We start from the raw sequence: 15,560 nt of genomic DNA on the forward strand, positions 1-15,560 counted from the left end.
GCGGGCGACAGCCATGAGATCACGCTGTCAGATGACCGGTTTGAGGTCATCGGCACTGAGATCCACCTGAAAGAGGGTGTCAGCCTCAACCATGAGGAGGCCGCCGAGATCGATCTTGAGGTCACGGTTACAGATGCGGGCGGGCTTTCAACATCGGAAAGCTTCACCATTGCCGTCGAGGATGTGAATGAAGCCCCGGCTGAGGTCTCGCTTGAGGGCAATACAGTCGCGGAAAACGCGGCGGGCGCGGCCATCGGGACGCTGTCGATTGTGGATCCCGACGCGGGCGACAGCCATGAGATCACGCTGTCAGATGACCGGTTTGAAGTCATCGGCACTGAGATCCACCTGAAAGAGGGTGTCAGCCTTAACCATGAAGAGGCCGCCGAGATCGATCTTGAGGTCACGGTTACAGATGCGGGCGGGCTTTCAACATCGGAAAGCTTCACCATCGCGGTTGAGGATGTGAATGAAGCCCCGAGCGATCTGGAGCTAAGCACCTCGTCAGAGAACCTGATCCGTAATGGCAGCTTTGAAGATTTCGATCTGGACCAAGGGCGCTGGAAAGGGTTTGAGTCGGATGAGACCGGCGCCTGGCAGGACCAGAACGGTATCGAGGTCTGGGACAACCTTGGCCGCGTTTCAGCCTCGGATGGGGATCAGCTGATGGAGCTGGACCACGGACATGGTGTTGATTCCATTTCACAAACCGTCGAGACCGATGCGGGACAGGTCTATGATCTGGGGCTGGATATTCGCGAACGTTTCTCGGGTGGCACCGATACGGTTGAGGTGTACTGGAACGGTGATCTGGTGGCCGAGATCGACCCGCAATCCACCCAGTGGGAAACCTTTGAACTGCAGGTGGTGGGCACTGGTGAAGACACGCTGGAGCTGCGCGAACCCGAAGGAGAAAGCGACAGCCTGGGGGCGCTGATCGACAATATCACCCTGGTTGCTTCTGAAAACACCGTGGCCGAGAACGTCGAAGGTGCCGTGGTTGGAGAGCTGTCTTTTGTCGATCCAGACGAAGGTGACAGCCACGAATTCAGTGTCTCGGATGACCGGTTCGAGGTGGTTGATAACAGCCTGCGTCTGAAACCCGGTGTGAGCCTTGATCACGAAGAGGCTGCCGAAATTCAGGTCGAGGTTACTGTCACAGATGCGGGCGGGCTCTCAACATCCGAGAGCTTTTCTGTTCAGGTTGCTGATGTAGCGGAGCCCGAGATCATCGATGTGGAGATCCCGGTCAACACGGGATTTCAGACCAAGTATTTTGATGTTGATCACAGTTTGAGAAAACTGGCGGATGTGGATTGGTCAGCAGACCCGACCCATCAGGACGTCAAAAGCGATATCAACTATGAAAACAGTGCGAACTCGTTCTGGGAGGGAGGGTCGCGCGATACTTTTGGCGTTGAAGTATCAGGCAATATCGAGGTGGAAGAAGGCGGTAGCTTTGAGTTTTTCCTGGGTGGCGATGATGGTGCGGTGCTGTTTGTTGATGGTCAAGAGGTCATCAACCATGACGGGCTGCACGCCTATAAGACCGGTACCGGTGCGATCGATCTGGAACCCGGCACCCACCATATCGAGGTGCGCTATTTCGAAAACTACGGCCACGCGGGGTTGAAACTGGAGTGGGATGGTCCCGGGCTTGAAGGGCGCGAGCTTGTCAGCGCGCCGGATATGGCGGATGCGCAGACCATCAGTGGCATGCCGGTGACGCTGGATGTGGATCTGAGCGCTGTGGAGCCCAGCGACGACACCGAGATCTCGCTGGAAGGTTTGCCAGCTGGGTCAATTGTGGAAGCGGGATCGCTGACGCTCACCGTTGATGACAGCGGCGGCGTCGATCTAGCGGGCTGGGAGGGAGACAGTTTGCAGATCACCCCGCCGCTTGATTTCACCGGTGAAGTCGCGGCTGACCTGCATGTGGCCAACCCGCTTGAGAATGGCTCAATCCAAAACGGTGCGCAGACCATCAGTTTTGAGGTCAATGAAGCCCATATTGAAGCGCCCAGCGCCGAGCTAATGGGTGGCTTTCACGCCAGCTATTACGATGTGAATCACCGCCTGCGCGAATTGGACGATATCGACTGGTCGTCAGATCCCACCCATGAAGAAATGGTCATGGAGATCGACTATAAGAACTCATATGACTCATTCTGGGAAGATGGGTCAAAAGACACGTTTGGCGCCAAGCTGGAAGGCAAGGTTACCATCGAAGAAGGTGGTGAATACACGTTCTTTGCCGGTGGTGATGATGGGGTTGCGCTGTTTGTTGATGGTGAACAGGTCATCAATAACGACGGGCTGCACGGTTTTCGCACCCGCAGTGGTGAGGTTGAGCTGGAGCCCGGCACCTATGACATTGAGGTGCGCTATTTCGAAAACTACGGGCGCGCCGGGTTAAAGGTGGAATGGGATGGACCAGACACCAATGGACGCGAGACGCTTCAGGCGGACGCCCCCGAGCAGGTCGCGGAAAACGGCACCCTGGATATTGGCATATCGGTTGATGGTGCAAGCGCGGATGCAAGCATTGTGATCGATGGGCTGCCTGCCAATACGCTATTGGTGAGTGGTGATGAGGCGGCGCTGTCTGATGGCAGCCCGATTGATCTGACCGGCTGGGATTTAGACCATCTGGAACTGTCGCCGCCGCCCGGTTTTGAAGGCACCATCGAAGGTGATCTGCAGGTGTCAGACACTGCCTTCAACGGCGCTGAAGTGTCCTCATCCAACACATTCACCTTGCAGGTGGGTGAACCGGGGGATGTCCCGCCAGAGGAAGGCGTTGATGTGCTGGAGATCCAAGCCGCGCAGGATGCGCTCGACAGCGGTGCCGATACGGGGTGGGACGCGGATCTTTCTGACGTAGAGCCCAGCGGCGATCAAGGTGGGGATGTGATGTCTGAGCCTGTGTTGAGCAATGCCAATGCTGAGATCACGGTGATTGATACAGACACCTATGAACGGGTGGATTGGTAGCGCGTCATCTGGTCTGTGCCGCAGGGGCACCGCTTGCCAGCGCGGCCCCTGCTCACTTAGGTTAGCGCCAGATTGGCAAGGCTTCCCCTTGTGCCCGGAAGCAAACAGGAACTTGATATGACGTTTGAAAACACCGCCGTTTTGGGCGCCGGGACCATCGGGATGAGCTGGGCTGCGTTGTTTGCAGCCAGCGGGCACGCCGTGACTGTGTTTGATCCCGCGCCAGATACTGAAACGCGGGTCAAAACCTATCTCAGCCAGGCTGCACCCGCGCTGACCAAACTGGGCTACAGCAGCGCCGGGGATCTGTCGCGGCTGCGCTTTACCAGTGATGCGGTCAAAGCCGTTCAGGGTGCAGATTTCATTCAGGAAAACATCCCCGAGCGACTGGAGCTGAAACATGCGCTCTATCGCCAGATTGAACCGGCGCTGTTGCCAGAGGCAATCATCGGCAGTTCCACTTCGGGTCTGCCGCTGTCGCAGCTGCAGGTCGGGTTTGATGATCCCGGCCAGTTTCTGCTGGCGCATCCGTTCAACCCGCCGCATCTGATCCCGCTGGTGGAGCTGATGGGCAATGACAAAACCAATGAAGGTGTGATTGAGCGGGCGCGCAGCTTTTATGAAAGGCTCGGGAAGCAATGTGTTGAGCTGCACAAAGAAGTACCCGGCCATATTGCCAACCGGCTGCAGGCTGCGATCTGGCGCGAGGCGATCCATCTGGCGATGGAAGGGGTCGCAAGCGTGGAAGACATCGACAAGGCGGTCGCCTATGGCCCCGGTCTGCGATGGGCGGCGATGGGGCCCAATACGCTGCTGCATCTTGGCGGGGGCGCAGGCGGCATCCGGGCCTTTTGTGACCATCTTGGTGCGCCGTTCCAAAGCTGGTGGGATGATCTGGGCCAGCCCCGGCTGACGGCTGAGGTGGTGGATCAGCTGGAACAGGGGGTCGCTGATGCGCTCGATGGGTTAACCCAAGAGGAGCTCGCGCTAAAACGGGACCGTCTGATTGTGGAATATCTGCTGGCCGCGCGCACGCAGAGCTAAAAGCGGTTTGCGCCCACCTGCAATGAGGTGGGCGCACAGGTTAACGCATGGAACGCCCCTGATGGAACAGGTGGATCTTGGATGGATCCGCGCTCATGCCGATTTTCTGGCCGCGCAGCCCTTTGTGGATGCCCGGCAATTTGGCGATCAGCCCCTCTGCCCCTTCGGACTGGGTCTCGAAATAGAGCAGCGTCACCTCACCCAGAGCTTCGGTGATATCCACTGTTGCGCTGAAAATCGGCTCCCCGTCTGACATCACAAGATCTTCTGGACGCACACCGATATTGACCTGTTTGCCCAGATCCGCGTCTGTTGTTGCGATATCGGAAAACGCAATACCGCCCTCATCCAGCATGACCTTGGTCTGCGCGCCGGTTTCGACAATCTTGCCGGGCAGCAGGTTCATCGCCGGAGAGCCAATGAACTGAGCCACAAACTCGTTTTCCGGGCGTTCATATAGATCAAGCGGCGAGCCAACCTGGGCAATGCCTTTATTGGCCAGAACCACAATACGGGTCGCCAGTGTCATTGCCTCAACTTGATCATGGGTCACATAGATCATGGTGCGATCTGGCATTGCTTCTTTGAGACGGGCAATTTCGATCCGGGTGGCCACACGCAGCGCCGCATCAAGGTTGGAGAGCGGCTCATCAAAGAGGTAGACCTGCGGATCACGCACAATCGAGCGGCCAATGGCAACCCGTTGGCGTTGCCCCCCCGAAAGCGCCTTGGGCAGACGATCGAGATAGTCCCTTAATTGCAGTACCTTAGCCGCCTCTTCCACTGCCTTGTCGATTTCGGCCTGTGGTTTTTTGGCGATTTTCAAGGCAAAGGACATGTTCTCGCGCACGGTCATATGCGGATAAAGCGCATAAGACTGAAACACCATGGCAATGCCACGCTGCGCCGGTGGCATTTCGTTCATGCGCTGGCCATCAATGGTCAGCTCACCGCCCGAGATCTTTTCAAGGCCCGCAATCATACGCAGCAAGGTGGATTTGCCACAGCCAGACGGGCCGACAAAAACAATCAGTTCACCTGGGTCAATATCAAGGTTGATGTCTTCGAGAACATTGACGCTGCCGCCATAGCTCTTTTGCACACCACGAAGCTTTAGTTCTGCCATTGTCTTACTCAGCCTCTTTTACTGCAATGCAATAGTGCCACGGGGCCAGCACCAGCCCGTTTGCCCCCGGCGCAACAGCGCCATCAAGCGGGAAACCCGCATCTTTCCAGCGCCCTTTGGGCAACTGTGTCATCACTTCGCTGCCGCCCAGATTAAAGGCGCAGAAAATTTCTTCATCCCAGGTTTTGCGGGTGAAACTCAGCAGATCCCCCGTGACCTTTAGATCGGTCTGTGCCCCAACCATCAGCGCATCAAAGGCATGCCGCAGGGCAATCGCTTTGCGATAGTGGTGCAGGATAGTGTCTGCGTCTTGTTCCTGACGATCCACCGCCATCGCGGCCTGATCTGCACTGACCGGCAGCCAGGGTTTTGCGGCTCCAAATCCTGCGTGTTCGGATTGAGTTTCCCAAACCATCGGGGTGCGACATCCATCGCGACCCTTGAATTCAGGCCAGAATTCAATGCCATAGGGATCTTGCAGATCTTCAAAGGCCACATCGGCCTCAGCCAGCCCCAGTTCTTCGCCCTGATAAAGACAGGCAGAGCCGCGCAGGCACATCATCAGCGCGACATAGGCGCGCTGCGCCGCATCCGGCAGGCTCCAGCGGCTGGCGTGGCGAACCACATCGTGGTTGGAAAACGCCCAGCAGGGCCAGCCATCCGGCGCCTCGGTGGTGAGACGGTCAAACACTTCCTTGACCCATGCAGCGGTGGCGCGACGGCCTTCGAGGAATTCAAAGGCGTAACACATATGCATGCGATTGTTGCCTTTGGTGTATTCCCCCATGATCTGCAGGCCGCGCTGTGCGTCCCCCACTTCACCCAGACAGGCGCGCCCATCATATTCATCGGTCAGCGCCCGCAGACGCTCCAGAAACGCCAGATTTTCCGGCTGGTTCTTGGAATAGAGATGTTCCTGATGATTATAGGGGTTCACCGAAGGAGCGATGGAGCTGTTGCGTTGCTCCTGCGGCAGCGCCGGGTTGCTGCGCAGCTCTTTGTCGTGGAAGTAGAAATTGATGGTATCGAGACGGAAGCCATCCACACCACGTTCAAGCCAGAACCGCGCCATATCAAGCAATTCCTGCTGCACCTCTGCGCTGTGGAAATTCAGATCCGGCTGCGAGGTCAGGAAATTGTGCAGGTAATACTGTTCACGCCGCGTGTCCCACTGCCAGGCGGACCCGCCAAAGATCGACAGCCAGTTGTTGGGCGGCGTCCCATCAGGCTGCGGATCGGCCCAGACGTACCAATTGGATTTGGCATTGGATTTGCTGGCGCGGCTTTCAACAAACCAGGGATGCTGATCAGAGGTGTGCGACATCACGAGATCAATCATCACCTTCAGCCCCAGCGCATGGGCGCGGGTCAAGAGCGCGTCGAAATCAGCCAATGAGCCAAACATCGGATCCACGTCGCGATAATCGCTGACGTCATAGCCAAAGTCTTTCATCGGCGATTTGAAAAACGGAGAGATCCAGATCGCATCAACACCCAGTGAGGCGACGTAATCCAGTCGCTGGGTGATGCCGCGCAGATCTCCGATACCGTCGCCATTGCTGTCTTGAAAGCTGCGCGGGTAGATTTGATAGATTACTCCACCCTGCCACCATTCGGTGCGCTGGCGAACCGGCTGAACTGCAGTGTTAGAGGTTTGAGCGTTCATTTGGCTTTCCTATTTGACGGAGCCGGCCAGCAGGCCACGCACCAGATATCGTTGCATTGTAAAGAAGACGAACAGCGGCACTGAGATCGACACAAAGGCGGCTGTTGCCAGCACTTCCCAATTGCCGCCATAGGTGCCCAGAAGTTCAATGATCTGGGCGGTCATGACGGTGGTCTGCCCGGTGGCATCAATCAGGAACACTTTGGCGACCAGAAGATCATTCCAGGTCCACAGGAACTGAAAGATCGCAAAGGAGGCCAGCGCCGGGAAGCTGAGCGGCAAGATGATTTTGACAAAGATCTGAAACTCGGTTGCGCCATCCACGCGCGCGTTTTCGATAATATCGCGCGGCAGCCCCACCATGTAGTTGCGCAATAGATAGATCGCCAAAGGCAGACCAAACCCGGTGTGCGCCATCCAGGTGCCCACATAGCCCTTGCCGATGCCAATCCCCAGATGCAGTTTGAGCAGCGGGATCAGCGCCAGTTGCAGCGGCACCACCAAAAGCGCCACAATCACCGCGATCAACAGCGCACGGCCGGGAAACTCCATCCATGCCAGCGCATAGGCCGCAAAGGCCGCGACAAGAATGGGGATGATCGTGGCCGGGATTGTCACCGTCAACGTATTGAAAAAAGCCGCGGCCATGCCGGTTGCGCTTTCGCCGTCAAACAGCATGGCGCGGTAGTTTTCAAACGACAGTTCAGGCGGCAGCGTCGCCACCAGAAACACCCGCTGCCCGCGTGAACCGCTAAAGGCTTCGCTGTGCTCCATCCGGTAGCTGCCATCGTTTTGCACCGTGATGGTGCCGCCTTTGCGCAGCTCAGCGGGTTCACCCGGCTTAAACGCATCAATCGCGCGCGAAGAAATCCCCCAGGCAGAAATCTTTGCCTGTTTATCGCTCGCTAGCAACTGCCCTTCGATCACATAAAGCCCGTCTTGCTGTTGCTGGGTCTCAGGCGCGGCGGTGCGCAGAGTTAGGTTTTGCTCAGATGCGGTCAGCGCCTTCCACCAGCCGCTGGTTGCGATCTGATCTGCGGAACGGAAAGAAGAGACCAGCAGGCCCACGGTGGGAAACAGCCACAGGCACACCAGAAGTGCGACCGAGATATGCACCACCCAGGTCAGAGTGGATTTGGTTCCGGCAATATTGTCCATCACGCTTTCCTTAACGCATCTCATTGCGCGCATTGCGCACGTTCCAGATCAGGATCGGCAGCACGAGCAGCATGATCACGATCGCGCTCGCGGAGCCCATGCCCCAGTCGTTTGCCCGAAACAGCTTGTCGAACATGTAGTTGGCCAGAACCTGGGTCTCCCACTGGCCGTTGGTCATGGCAAAAACGATGTCAAAGACCTTCAGCACGGTGATGGTGATTGTGGTCCAGACCACCAGAATGGTGTTTTTGATCTGTGGCACTTTGATTTTGAAAAAGATCTGCAGCGGGCTGGCGCCATCAACAATGGCGGCCTCTACTGTTTCTTCGGGAATGCCGCGCAGCGCCGCCGACAGGATCACCATGGCAAAGCCAGTTTGGATCCAGACCAGAACCAGCATCAAAAAGAAATTGTTCCAAAGCGGAATGGTAAGCCAGGTCTGCGGGGCATCGCCGCCCAGAAACATGTAGATCGCATTCAATACGCCGATCTGGTCTTGTTCGACCGGGCGGGTGTCATAGATCAGCTTCCAGATGACAGATGCGCCAACAAAAGAGATCGCCATCGGCATAAAGATCAGGGATTTGGCGATATTGCCCCAGCTGATCCGATCCGTCAGCTGCGCCGCCAGAAGGCCAAACCCGGTGGACAATGCAGGCACAACCAAAAGCCACAGCAGATTGTTACGGATGGCTTCCCAGAATTTGGGTTCGCCCATCATCCGCACGTAGTTGTCCAAGCCAACCCAGGAATAGCCACCACCGGGGATACGCTCAGTAAGCGACAGGCGCAGAGTTTCCACAACCGGATAGGCAAGATACAGGCCAAGCGCACAAAGCGCCGGGAACAGAAACAGCCAGGGGCGGATCAAATTTGCACGGTTGATATTGCGCCCTGCATTTGGTCCCCGTGCCGGGAACAGCACCTTGTCCAGGAACTGATTGGACAAAGCGAAATAGGCGATACAAGCAGACACACCGATAACGATGGTCAGCATCCCTTGAACGGCTGGATGCATGAAAGGCCCCTAACTGATAGGAAAAAGTAGGACGGTTCCGCGAACAGAACCGCCCGGCTGGCAGACGCGTTACTTCAACGCGTCCCAGGAGGATTGAATCTCATCGGCAACCTCTGCGGCGGGCTTGCCACCGGCATAGTCCACCATTCCGGTCCAGAACGATCCGGCACCAACACCACCAGGCATCAGGTCAGAACCATCAAAGCGGAAGGTGGTCGCATTCAGCAAGATATCGTTCATCTTGCGCAGGGTTGGATCAGAGAATTTATCGGGATCAACACCTTTGTGCGGCGTCAGGAAGCCTTTCAGCTGCATCCAGATCTCATGCGCGGCCGGATCTTGCAGGTATTTGATCAGGTCATGCGCGGCAGGGCTGTCATTGGTGATGGCCCAAACGGTGCCCGCGCCCAGCACGGGTTTACCCAGATCCTTGCCTGCATAGGCCGGGAAGTAGAAGAAATCAGCATCTTCTCCCACAACGGTGCCTTCTGGGAAGAACGCTGGAATGAACGACGCCTGACGGTGCATGTAACACTGGGGCGGAGCTGCAAAAATGCCTTTGGGGCTGTCGCGGAAATCAGTGGTTGCAACAGCACCTGCGCCGCCTGCCACATAGGCATCATTGCGGGCAAAGGCACCAAATTCTTCAATTGCGCCAACCACTTTGGGATCGTTGAACGCCAGTTTATTGGCCACCCAGGCATCGTAATCTTCGGGCGATTGGGTGCGCAGCATCATGTCTTCGACCCAATCGGTTGCAGGCCAACCGGTTGCACCACCGGAACCCAGACCAATGCACCAGGGTGTTTCACCATCTGCAGCGATCTGATCGGTCAGCGCCTTCAGCTCTTCCATCGTTGTGGGCACGTCATAGCCCGCATCCTCAAAGTTTTCAGGGGAATACCAAACCAGTGATTTCACATCGACCTTGAAGAAGAAGCCATAAAGATCACCTGCACCATCGGGGCCTGCAAATGTGCCCAGATCCACCCAGGATTGGCCCGCGGCATAGTTTTCACGCACCCAGCCGTCGGTTCCATCCACAAGCGGGGTCAGAAAACCGCCACGCGCCAGATCTGCGGCCAGACCGGGCTGCGGGAAGATCGCAACATTGGGAGCGGAGCCCGCTTCGACATCAATGCGGATCTGCTGCTCAAAGCTGTCAGAGCCCACATAAGACACATTGTGCCCGGATGCGGCGGCAAACCCTGCCAGCACCGCTTCTACGTTTGCCTGATCCGGCCCAAGCCAAGGACCAAACACTGTCAGATCATCGGCATGTGCCATGCCCGCGGTCAGCGCAAGCGCGGCGACACCCATCCGAAACGTCGTTTTCATCTCTCTTCTCCTCCCATGTGCACAAACTGCACAAATCTTTTAAGCACACCACTTTCCAAAGCGGTTTAAATAACGCCTTCTACCGCTAACACCCCTTCCCATGTCAACTTGAAATGTAATTTTTGCACTAAATTTGGCATAAAACCTGAAAAAACCACAAAACACGGGAGAATTATATTGACCAATCGATTCTTTGCAGACAGAAGTTACATCAAATTTGAAAGCGCTTTGAATGACTATGAACCTCAAACTCCTGTCCGAAGAGCTGGGACTGTCCCAGACGACCGTAAGCCGTGCACTGAATGGCTACCCTGAGGTAAAGGAGGCGACTCGCCTGCGGGTGCAGCAGGCTGCCGATCGCCTTGGCTACCGCCCCAACAGCCGCGCCAAGGGGCTCGCCACCGGGCGCGCCATGATGATCGGGCATGTGATCCCCTCCTCCACCACGCATGAGATGGTGAATCCGGTTTTTGGCGATTTTGTTGGCGGCGCATCGGAAGCCTATGCCAAATTTGGCTATGATATGATGTTCACCCGCGTTCAGGATGACACCGAAGAAAGCGCTTACCGTGAACTTCAGGCAAAGCGCGCCGTGGACGGGGTGATTCTGCAGGGTCCGTCAATCGATGACGGGCGTATTCACCTGCTCAACAAGCTTGGGCTGCCCTTTGTGGTGCACGGGCGCTCCACCGGGGTGAGCGCCCCCTACAGCTGGGTCGATGTGAACAACAAAAGCTCATTTCAGCGCGCGACCGAGTTTCTGATCGACCTCGGACACAAACGCATCGCGCTGGTGAACGGGCTGGAGCACATGGATTTCGCCCAGCGCCGTCGCGAAGGCTATCTTACCGCCCTGTCAGAGCGCGGCATTGCTACCGATCCGGAACTGATGCGCGCTGCGGAAATGACCGAGATCTACGGCCACCAGCAAACCCGCGACATGCTCAAGCTTGAGCAGCCTCCAACTGCGATTCTGGCATCTTCCATGATCACCGCCATCGGGGTGCGCCGCGCCATCCAAGAAGCCGGCCTGAGCATGGGGCGCGATGTCTCGGTCATCACCCACGATGATGATCTGTCTTATTTGAAAAACGGTCAGGATGTGCCGATTTTCACCGCCATTCGCTCTTCGGTTCGCCATGCGGGTGAAATCGCCGCGCGCCTGCTGATCGACCAAATCAATGCTCCCGATATGGGCGCACAAACCAAGCTACTGGAAGCAGAGCTGGTCGTCGGACGTTCGACGGCTCCTGCACCTCAAGGATAATCACCATGAAATTCAGCCGCCAAGATTTCCCACACGACTTTCAGTTTGGTGTGGCCACATCCTCTTATCAGATCGAAGGCCACGCCTTTGGCGGTGCAGGCCCAACCCATTGGGATACATTCGCCGCCACCCCCGGCAATGTTGTGCGCTGCGAAGACGGTGCGCGCGGCTGCGACCACTACCACAGATACGAAGAAGATCTGGATCTGGTCGCAAATGCCGGCTTTGATTCTTACCGGTTTTCCACCAGCTGGGCACGGGTGCTGCCCGAAGGGCGCGGCACCGTCAATCAAGACGGCCTTGATTTCTACGACCGGCTGACCGATGCGATGCTGGAACGCGGCATCAAACCCTGCGCCACCCTGTACCACTGGGAACTGCCTGCGCCGCTTGCTGATCTTGGCGGCTGGCGCAACCGCGATATTGCCAATTGGTTTGCCGATTTCACCGAAATCATCATGGGTCGGATTGGCGATCGGATGCACTCCGTTGCGCCCATCAATGAACCTTGGTGCGTCAGCTGGCTCAGCCATTTTCTGGGGGAACACGCGCCGGGGCTGCGGGATATTCGCGCCACCGCGCGTTCGATGCACCACGTGCTACTGTCGCACGGGCGCGCCATTGAAGTGATGCGCGGCCTTGGCATGTCAAACCTTGGCGGCGTCTTTAATATGGAATGGGCCGATCCCGCAGATGACAGCGACGCGGCGCGGCGCGCAGCCGACACCTATGACGCCTGCTACAATCGTTTCTTCCTGAGCGGCGTGTTCAAAAAATCCTACCCCGAACTTGCGCTTGAAGGGCTGGAGCCACATCTGCCACAGGGCTGGCAGGATGATTTTGACACGATCTCCACCCCAATCGATTGGTGTGGCGTCAACTACTACACCCGCAAGCTGGTCGCGCCAGACGCAGGCCCCTGGCCCCGTTACCAAGAAGTCCCCGGCCCGCTACCCAAAACACAAATGGGCTGGGAGGTATACCCCGAGGGGCTCTACAAATTCCTGACCCGCACCGCACAGGAATACAGCGGCGACCTGCCGATCTTTGTCACCGAAAACGGCATGGCCAACAACGACCAGCTGACAAAAGGGGAAGTCACCGATCAGGCGCGGATCGACTACATCAACCAACACCTGAGCCAGGCACGCCGTGCCATGGACGAAGGTGTGCCACTCAAGGGCTATATGCTCTGGTCTCTTTTGGACAATTACGAATGGGCGCTTGGCTATGAAAAGCGTTTCGGCATGGTGCATGTGGATTTTGACAGTATGGTACGCACCCCCAAGGCATCATACCTCAGCATGAAACAGGCGCTGACCTCCACACCATAAAGCGTCTGATATCCACAATGAGGCTCAAACTAGAGCCACTCACACAATGCACCAGAGAGCCAGCCCATTGGGCTGGCTCTCACCGTTTGAACACCCGAGGATCATCAAAGCACAAGACGCACCCCACGTTGAAGCGCCATATAAAGAGGTAGCCCCTCTTTGAACCGATGCTCGAATACGGTTGAGAACCCAAGAAACCCACAATAGAACTCGCGCGCATTGGCCTCGTCAAAAAAACGAAAAATCGGATTGCAAGCGGTGAACTCAATGGCGTCCGGCGCTGTTCGATCCAGGGCAGCGGTTGCGGTATTCCAATCAGAAAACCCAAGACTCATCGCGACAAGTTCCAGGGCTTTTCCGTGTGTTACGTCAATTTCATCTGCACCAAGAGCCGTGCGCAGCTTCTTGGCCATAGATTTGACCTGGTCAGAGCTAATCATAACGTCCTTCAATCCAGCAATTTTCAGACGTGCGCGCGTTGCCGACCGAACGCTGGTCGGAAATCAAGAGCATTGCCTAAAGGGTGCTTTCACCGTTCCCGAAGGATGCGCGCGGCGGGTAGCCCGGACCCAGACGCACAATGATCACCTGATTAAAAAAGTCAGCAATACTCTTAACGGTCCCACAGCAAATGCTGCCATCCCTGGGCGCAATACCTCTCGTGGCGCACTGGGTGAAATCGCCGAAGACGAGCGCAAGCGCAGCAATCCCATTTACGGATCATCGGCAGGCCGTCCAGAGAGTGTTGCATTGTAACGGGATGCCAAAGCACACGCTACGATTCATCTGAGTTTTCGTTTACATCGATCGAGAACACAGCTCTCAAAACTTGCCGCACAAGGTTTAGCAACACGTGACCAACTCGTTCAAAGACCTCTTGGTTGACATTTTGACGCACGCGACAACGGACGCCATGCGCCCTACCAAAGGCCCTAAGGGATTATGCCGGGCAATGGAAAACGAGTTGGCAACCGTTAAACGTGATTTGCTGAAGGCTCAAGCGAAGCTCAAAAACAGAGAGGCTAAATTCCGAGAGCTAAAAGGGCAGATTGCCAAACTAAATACAATGGTGTTTGTTTCACGAAAAGACCAGACCACAACCCCAGCAATACTAAACCGGCATCTGAACAGAACAAAGGCGCATCAGCAGCGCCTCAAAACGGTTCAACGTCAGATAAGCTAAGACAAATTCGGGGAAACGAAAGACTTCGAAGTCAAAATCAAGAGGGCGTCAGAAGCGAGAGTTTCCGCCACATCTCAAAAGAAAAAATCTACACGGGCACGGATGACAAACTCTGCGGCTGCGGCGGTACCATTCTTGGAAATGACATCGACCGGCGACTCGAAGTGGTCCCAGTGCAGTACTATGTTGCCGAAAGCAATGTACCCGAAGTATTGATGCCGGGCAAAAAGCAAAATTGTTGGAAAGCCCTACGCTCCAAATGTCTTTTCGCACTCATGTATGACGAATAGTGTTGTGATCAACGCGATTTACCTGCGCATTGGCGCTCAATTGCGGTAGTACCACCAAGAAGCAATTCTAGAGGTGACCTGCGCCCCAAGTTCCCTCCAGCTTTGCGCGGAGACCTTGGGGTTAAATCTGCGACCTTAGACGGCGATTTTGTCCATCATCTTTCTCTGCAAGAATTCCATTGGCGTCAGGTTGCCTAATGCTGAATGTTTGCCCGCACCAGCTGTAGTCCTCTTGCCATTCTTCCAGCGTTTCCTGCCGCCTCTGCGCCGTGCTTGCTGCGTCTCTTCGATATAAATCCGCCTCACCTTCTTATGGTTCACAGCAATCCTTCCCGCGTGACCATCACTTGGACACGGTGGCAACCAAACCGCCGCCGTTCCCTCGAAACGCGCTTGATGGCATCCCTTAGCTCGGTATCATCAACACGGAGCGACAGGTATCGCGCCGAAGACCGATCAATTTGCAGCACTTTACACGCCCGCCGTTGGCTGACCTGATGAGCCTCCATCAAATGCACCACAGCTTTTCGCTTCACGGCGGGCGCCACCATTTTTTTGAATTGATGTCTTGCAACATCGCATTCGCCCATTGTCCTCGGACCAATGGCGGACAAGGGCTCATTCGAGCAACTGCTCTGCCAGCAGCTTCTTCAGCTTTCCGTTCTCATCTTCCAAAGCACGCAACCGCTTCGCATCAGTCGGCTCCATACCGCCGTACTTTGATTTGTATTTGTAAAATGTCGCAGAGCTGATCCCGTGCCGCCGACATACATCGGCAGTCTTCTCACTAGCTTCCCGTTCCTTGATCATCGCTATGATCTGTTCGTCCGTAAATCGTGCCTTCATTTGTCCGTCCTTTGCTTGGGCGAACTCTACACAAAATTGGAGGAGCTTTAGGGGATCAGGTCAAGGAGCACATCAACAGCGTCAGTTTTTGCTTGTTTGATAGCTTGTCAGCGCTATGAATTTGAAGTTTTTGCGCGCCTATCTGTTTGGCGGTTCATACGTTTTTTGTATTTTTCAACCTGCGGAACGCAAGACGGCCCGCTTGCTTAGCGGGTTTGTTTTTTTTGTGTGGGTATTTTATTTGGTTGCGGGAGTAGGATTTGAACCTACGACCTTCAGGTTATGAGCCTGACGAG

The 15,560-nt window shown here is 56.0% G+C and carries 11 protein-coding genes and 1 pseudogene; 5 read left to right on the forward strand and 7 right to left on the reverse strand.

The genetic code is table 11. The features are described from left to right. Both GG681_RS17445 and GG681_RS17450 read left to right on the forward strand, forming a co-directional pair. Positions 1–2,994: PA14 domain-containing protein (locus tag GG681_RS17445; RefSeq protein ID WP_153549323.1), on the forward strand; the 2,994-nt coding region annotated here is incomplete at its 5' end. 117 nt (positions 2,995–3,111) lie between these two features. After that, positions 3,112–4,038, forward strand: a complete 927-nt coding sequence (locus tag GG681_RS17450) for a 3-hydroxyacyl-CoA dehydrogenase family protein (protein WP_153549324.1) — start codon at positions 3,112–3,114, stop codon at positions 4,036–4,038. Positions 4,039–4,078: 40 nt separating this feature from the next. Here the strand turns inward: GG681_RS17450 and GG681_RS17455 are convergent, their stop codons facing one another. The 5 genes from GG681_RS17455 to GG681_RS17475 form a co-directional block, all read right to left on the reverse strand. Next, the gene (locus tag GG681_RS17455) at positions 4,079–5,164 is read right to left on the reverse strand and encodes an ABC transporter ATP-binding protein (RefSeq protein ID WP_153549325.1); all 1,086 of its coding nucleotides are present in this window, start codon (positions 5,162–5,164) and stop codon (positions 4,079–4,081) included. 4 nt (positions 5,165–5,168) lie between these two features. Continuing rightward, entirely contained in the window at positions 5,169–6,830 is a 1,662-nt protein-coding gene (locus tag GG681_RS17460; RefSeq protein WP_153549326.1) for an alpha-amylase family glycosyl hydrolase, read from the reverse strand. Between the two features lie 9 nt (positions 6,831–6,839). After that, entirely contained in the window at positions 6,840–7,988 is a 1,149-nt protein-coding gene (locus tag GG681_RS17465) for a carbohydrate ABC transporter permease (protein ID WP_153549327.1), read from the reverse strand. Positions 7,989–7,998: 10 nt separating this feature from the next. After that, positions 7,999–9,006, reverse strand: a complete 1,008-nt coding sequence (locus GG681_RS17470; protein WP_153549328.1) for a carbohydrate ABC transporter permease — start codon at positions 9,004–9,006, stop codon at positions 7,999–8,001. A 69-nt stretch (positions 9,007–9,075) separates the two neighbouring features. After that, a complete protein-coding gene (locus GG681_RS17475; protein ID WP_235900063.1) occupies positions 9,076–10,326 on the reverse strand; it encodes an ABC transporter substrate-binding protein in 1,251 nt (416 codons plus the stop codon). 256 nt (positions 10,327–10,582) lie between these two features. On the opposite strand from GG681_RS17475, the gene GG681_RS17480 reads away from it, so the two are divergent. After that, positions 10,583–11,611: a LacI family DNA-binding transcriptional regulator gene (locus GG681_RS17480; protein WP_153549334.1), complete on the forward strand. Its 1,029-nt coding sequence runs from the start codon at positions 10,583–10,585 to the stop codon at positions 11,609–11,611. Between the two features lie 5 nt (positions 11,612–11,616). Then, the gene (locus tag GG681_RS17485) at positions 11,617–12,945 is read left to right on the forward strand and encodes a GH1 family beta-glucosidase (protein ID WP_153549330.1); all 1,329 of its coding nucleotides are present in this window, start codon (positions 11,617–11,619) and stop codon (positions 12,943–12,945) included. 104 nt (positions 12,946–13,049) lie between these two features. Here GG681_RS17485 and GG681_RS17490 read toward each other — a convergent pair whose 3' ends face one another. Beyond that, positions 13,050–13,385 carry a glyoxalase superfamily protein gene (locus GG681_RS17490; RefSeq protein WP_268969017.1) on the reverse strand — a complete coding sequence of 112 codons (336 nt, stop codon included), beginning with the start codon at positions 13,383–13,385 and terminating at the stop codon, positions 13,050–13,052. A gap of 413 nt (positions 13,386–13,798) precedes the next feature. Between GG681_RS17490 and GG681_RS17495 the strand changes: the two genes are divergently transcribed. Further along, the gene (locus GG681_RS17495; RefSeq protein ID WP_153549332.1) at positions 13,799–14,128 is read left to right on the forward strand and encodes a hypothetical protein; all 330 of its coding nucleotides are present in this window, start codon (positions 13,799–13,801) and stop codon (positions 14,126–14,128) included. Positions 14,129–15,042: 914 nt separating this feature from the next. Here GG681_RS17495 and GG681_RS17500 read toward each other — a convergent pair. Next, a pseudogene (locus GG681_RS17500) lies at positions 15,043–15,264 on the reverse strand (transposase); the annotation flags it as partial. Between the last annotated feature and the right edge of the window lie 296 nt (positions 15,265–15,560).

The organism is Tritonibacter aquimaris (genome assembly GCF_009617595.1).
GTDB classification, from domain to species: domain Bacteria; phylum Pseudomonadota; class Alphaproteobacteria; order Rhodobacterales; family Rhodobacteraceae; genus Epibacterium; species Epibacterium aquimaris.

Coding starts and splice junctions, on each gene's coding strand:
- GG681_RS17450 (WP_153549324.1), top strand. CDS start 3,112: ATGACGTTTGAAAACACCGCCGTTTTGGGCGCCGGGACCATCGGGATG.
- GG681_RS17455 (WP_153549325.1), bottom strand. CDS start 5,164: ATGGCAGAACTAAAGCTTCGTGGTGTGCAAAAGAGCTATGGCGGCAGC.
- GG681_RS17460 (WP_153549326.1), bottom strand. CDS start 6,830: ATGAACGCTCAAACCTCTAACACTGCAGTTCAGCCGGTTCGCCAGCGC.
- GG681_RS17465 (WP_153549327.1), bottom strand. CDS start 7,988: ATGGACAATATTGCCGGAACCAAATCCACTCTGACCTGGGTGGTGCAT.
- GG681_RS17470 (WP_153549328.1), bottom strand. CDS start 9,006: ATGCATCCAGCCGTTCAAGGGATGCTGACCATCGTTATCGGTGTGTCT.
- GG681_RS17475 (WP_235900063.1), bottom strand. CDS start 10,326: ATGGGTGTCGCCGCGCTTGCGCTGACCGCGGGCATGGCACATGCCGAT.
- GG681_RS17480 (WP_153549334.1), top strand. CDS start 10,583: ATGAACCTCAAACTCCTGTCCGAAGAGCTGGGACTGTCCCAGACGACC.
- GG681_RS17485 (WP_153549330.1), top strand. CDS start 11,617: ATGAAATTCAGCCGCCAAGATTTCCCACACGACTTTCAGTTTGGTGTG.
- GG681_RS17490 (WP_268969017.1), bottom strand. CDS start 13,385: ATGATTAGCTCTGACCAGGTCAAATCTATGGCCAAGAAGCTGCGCACG.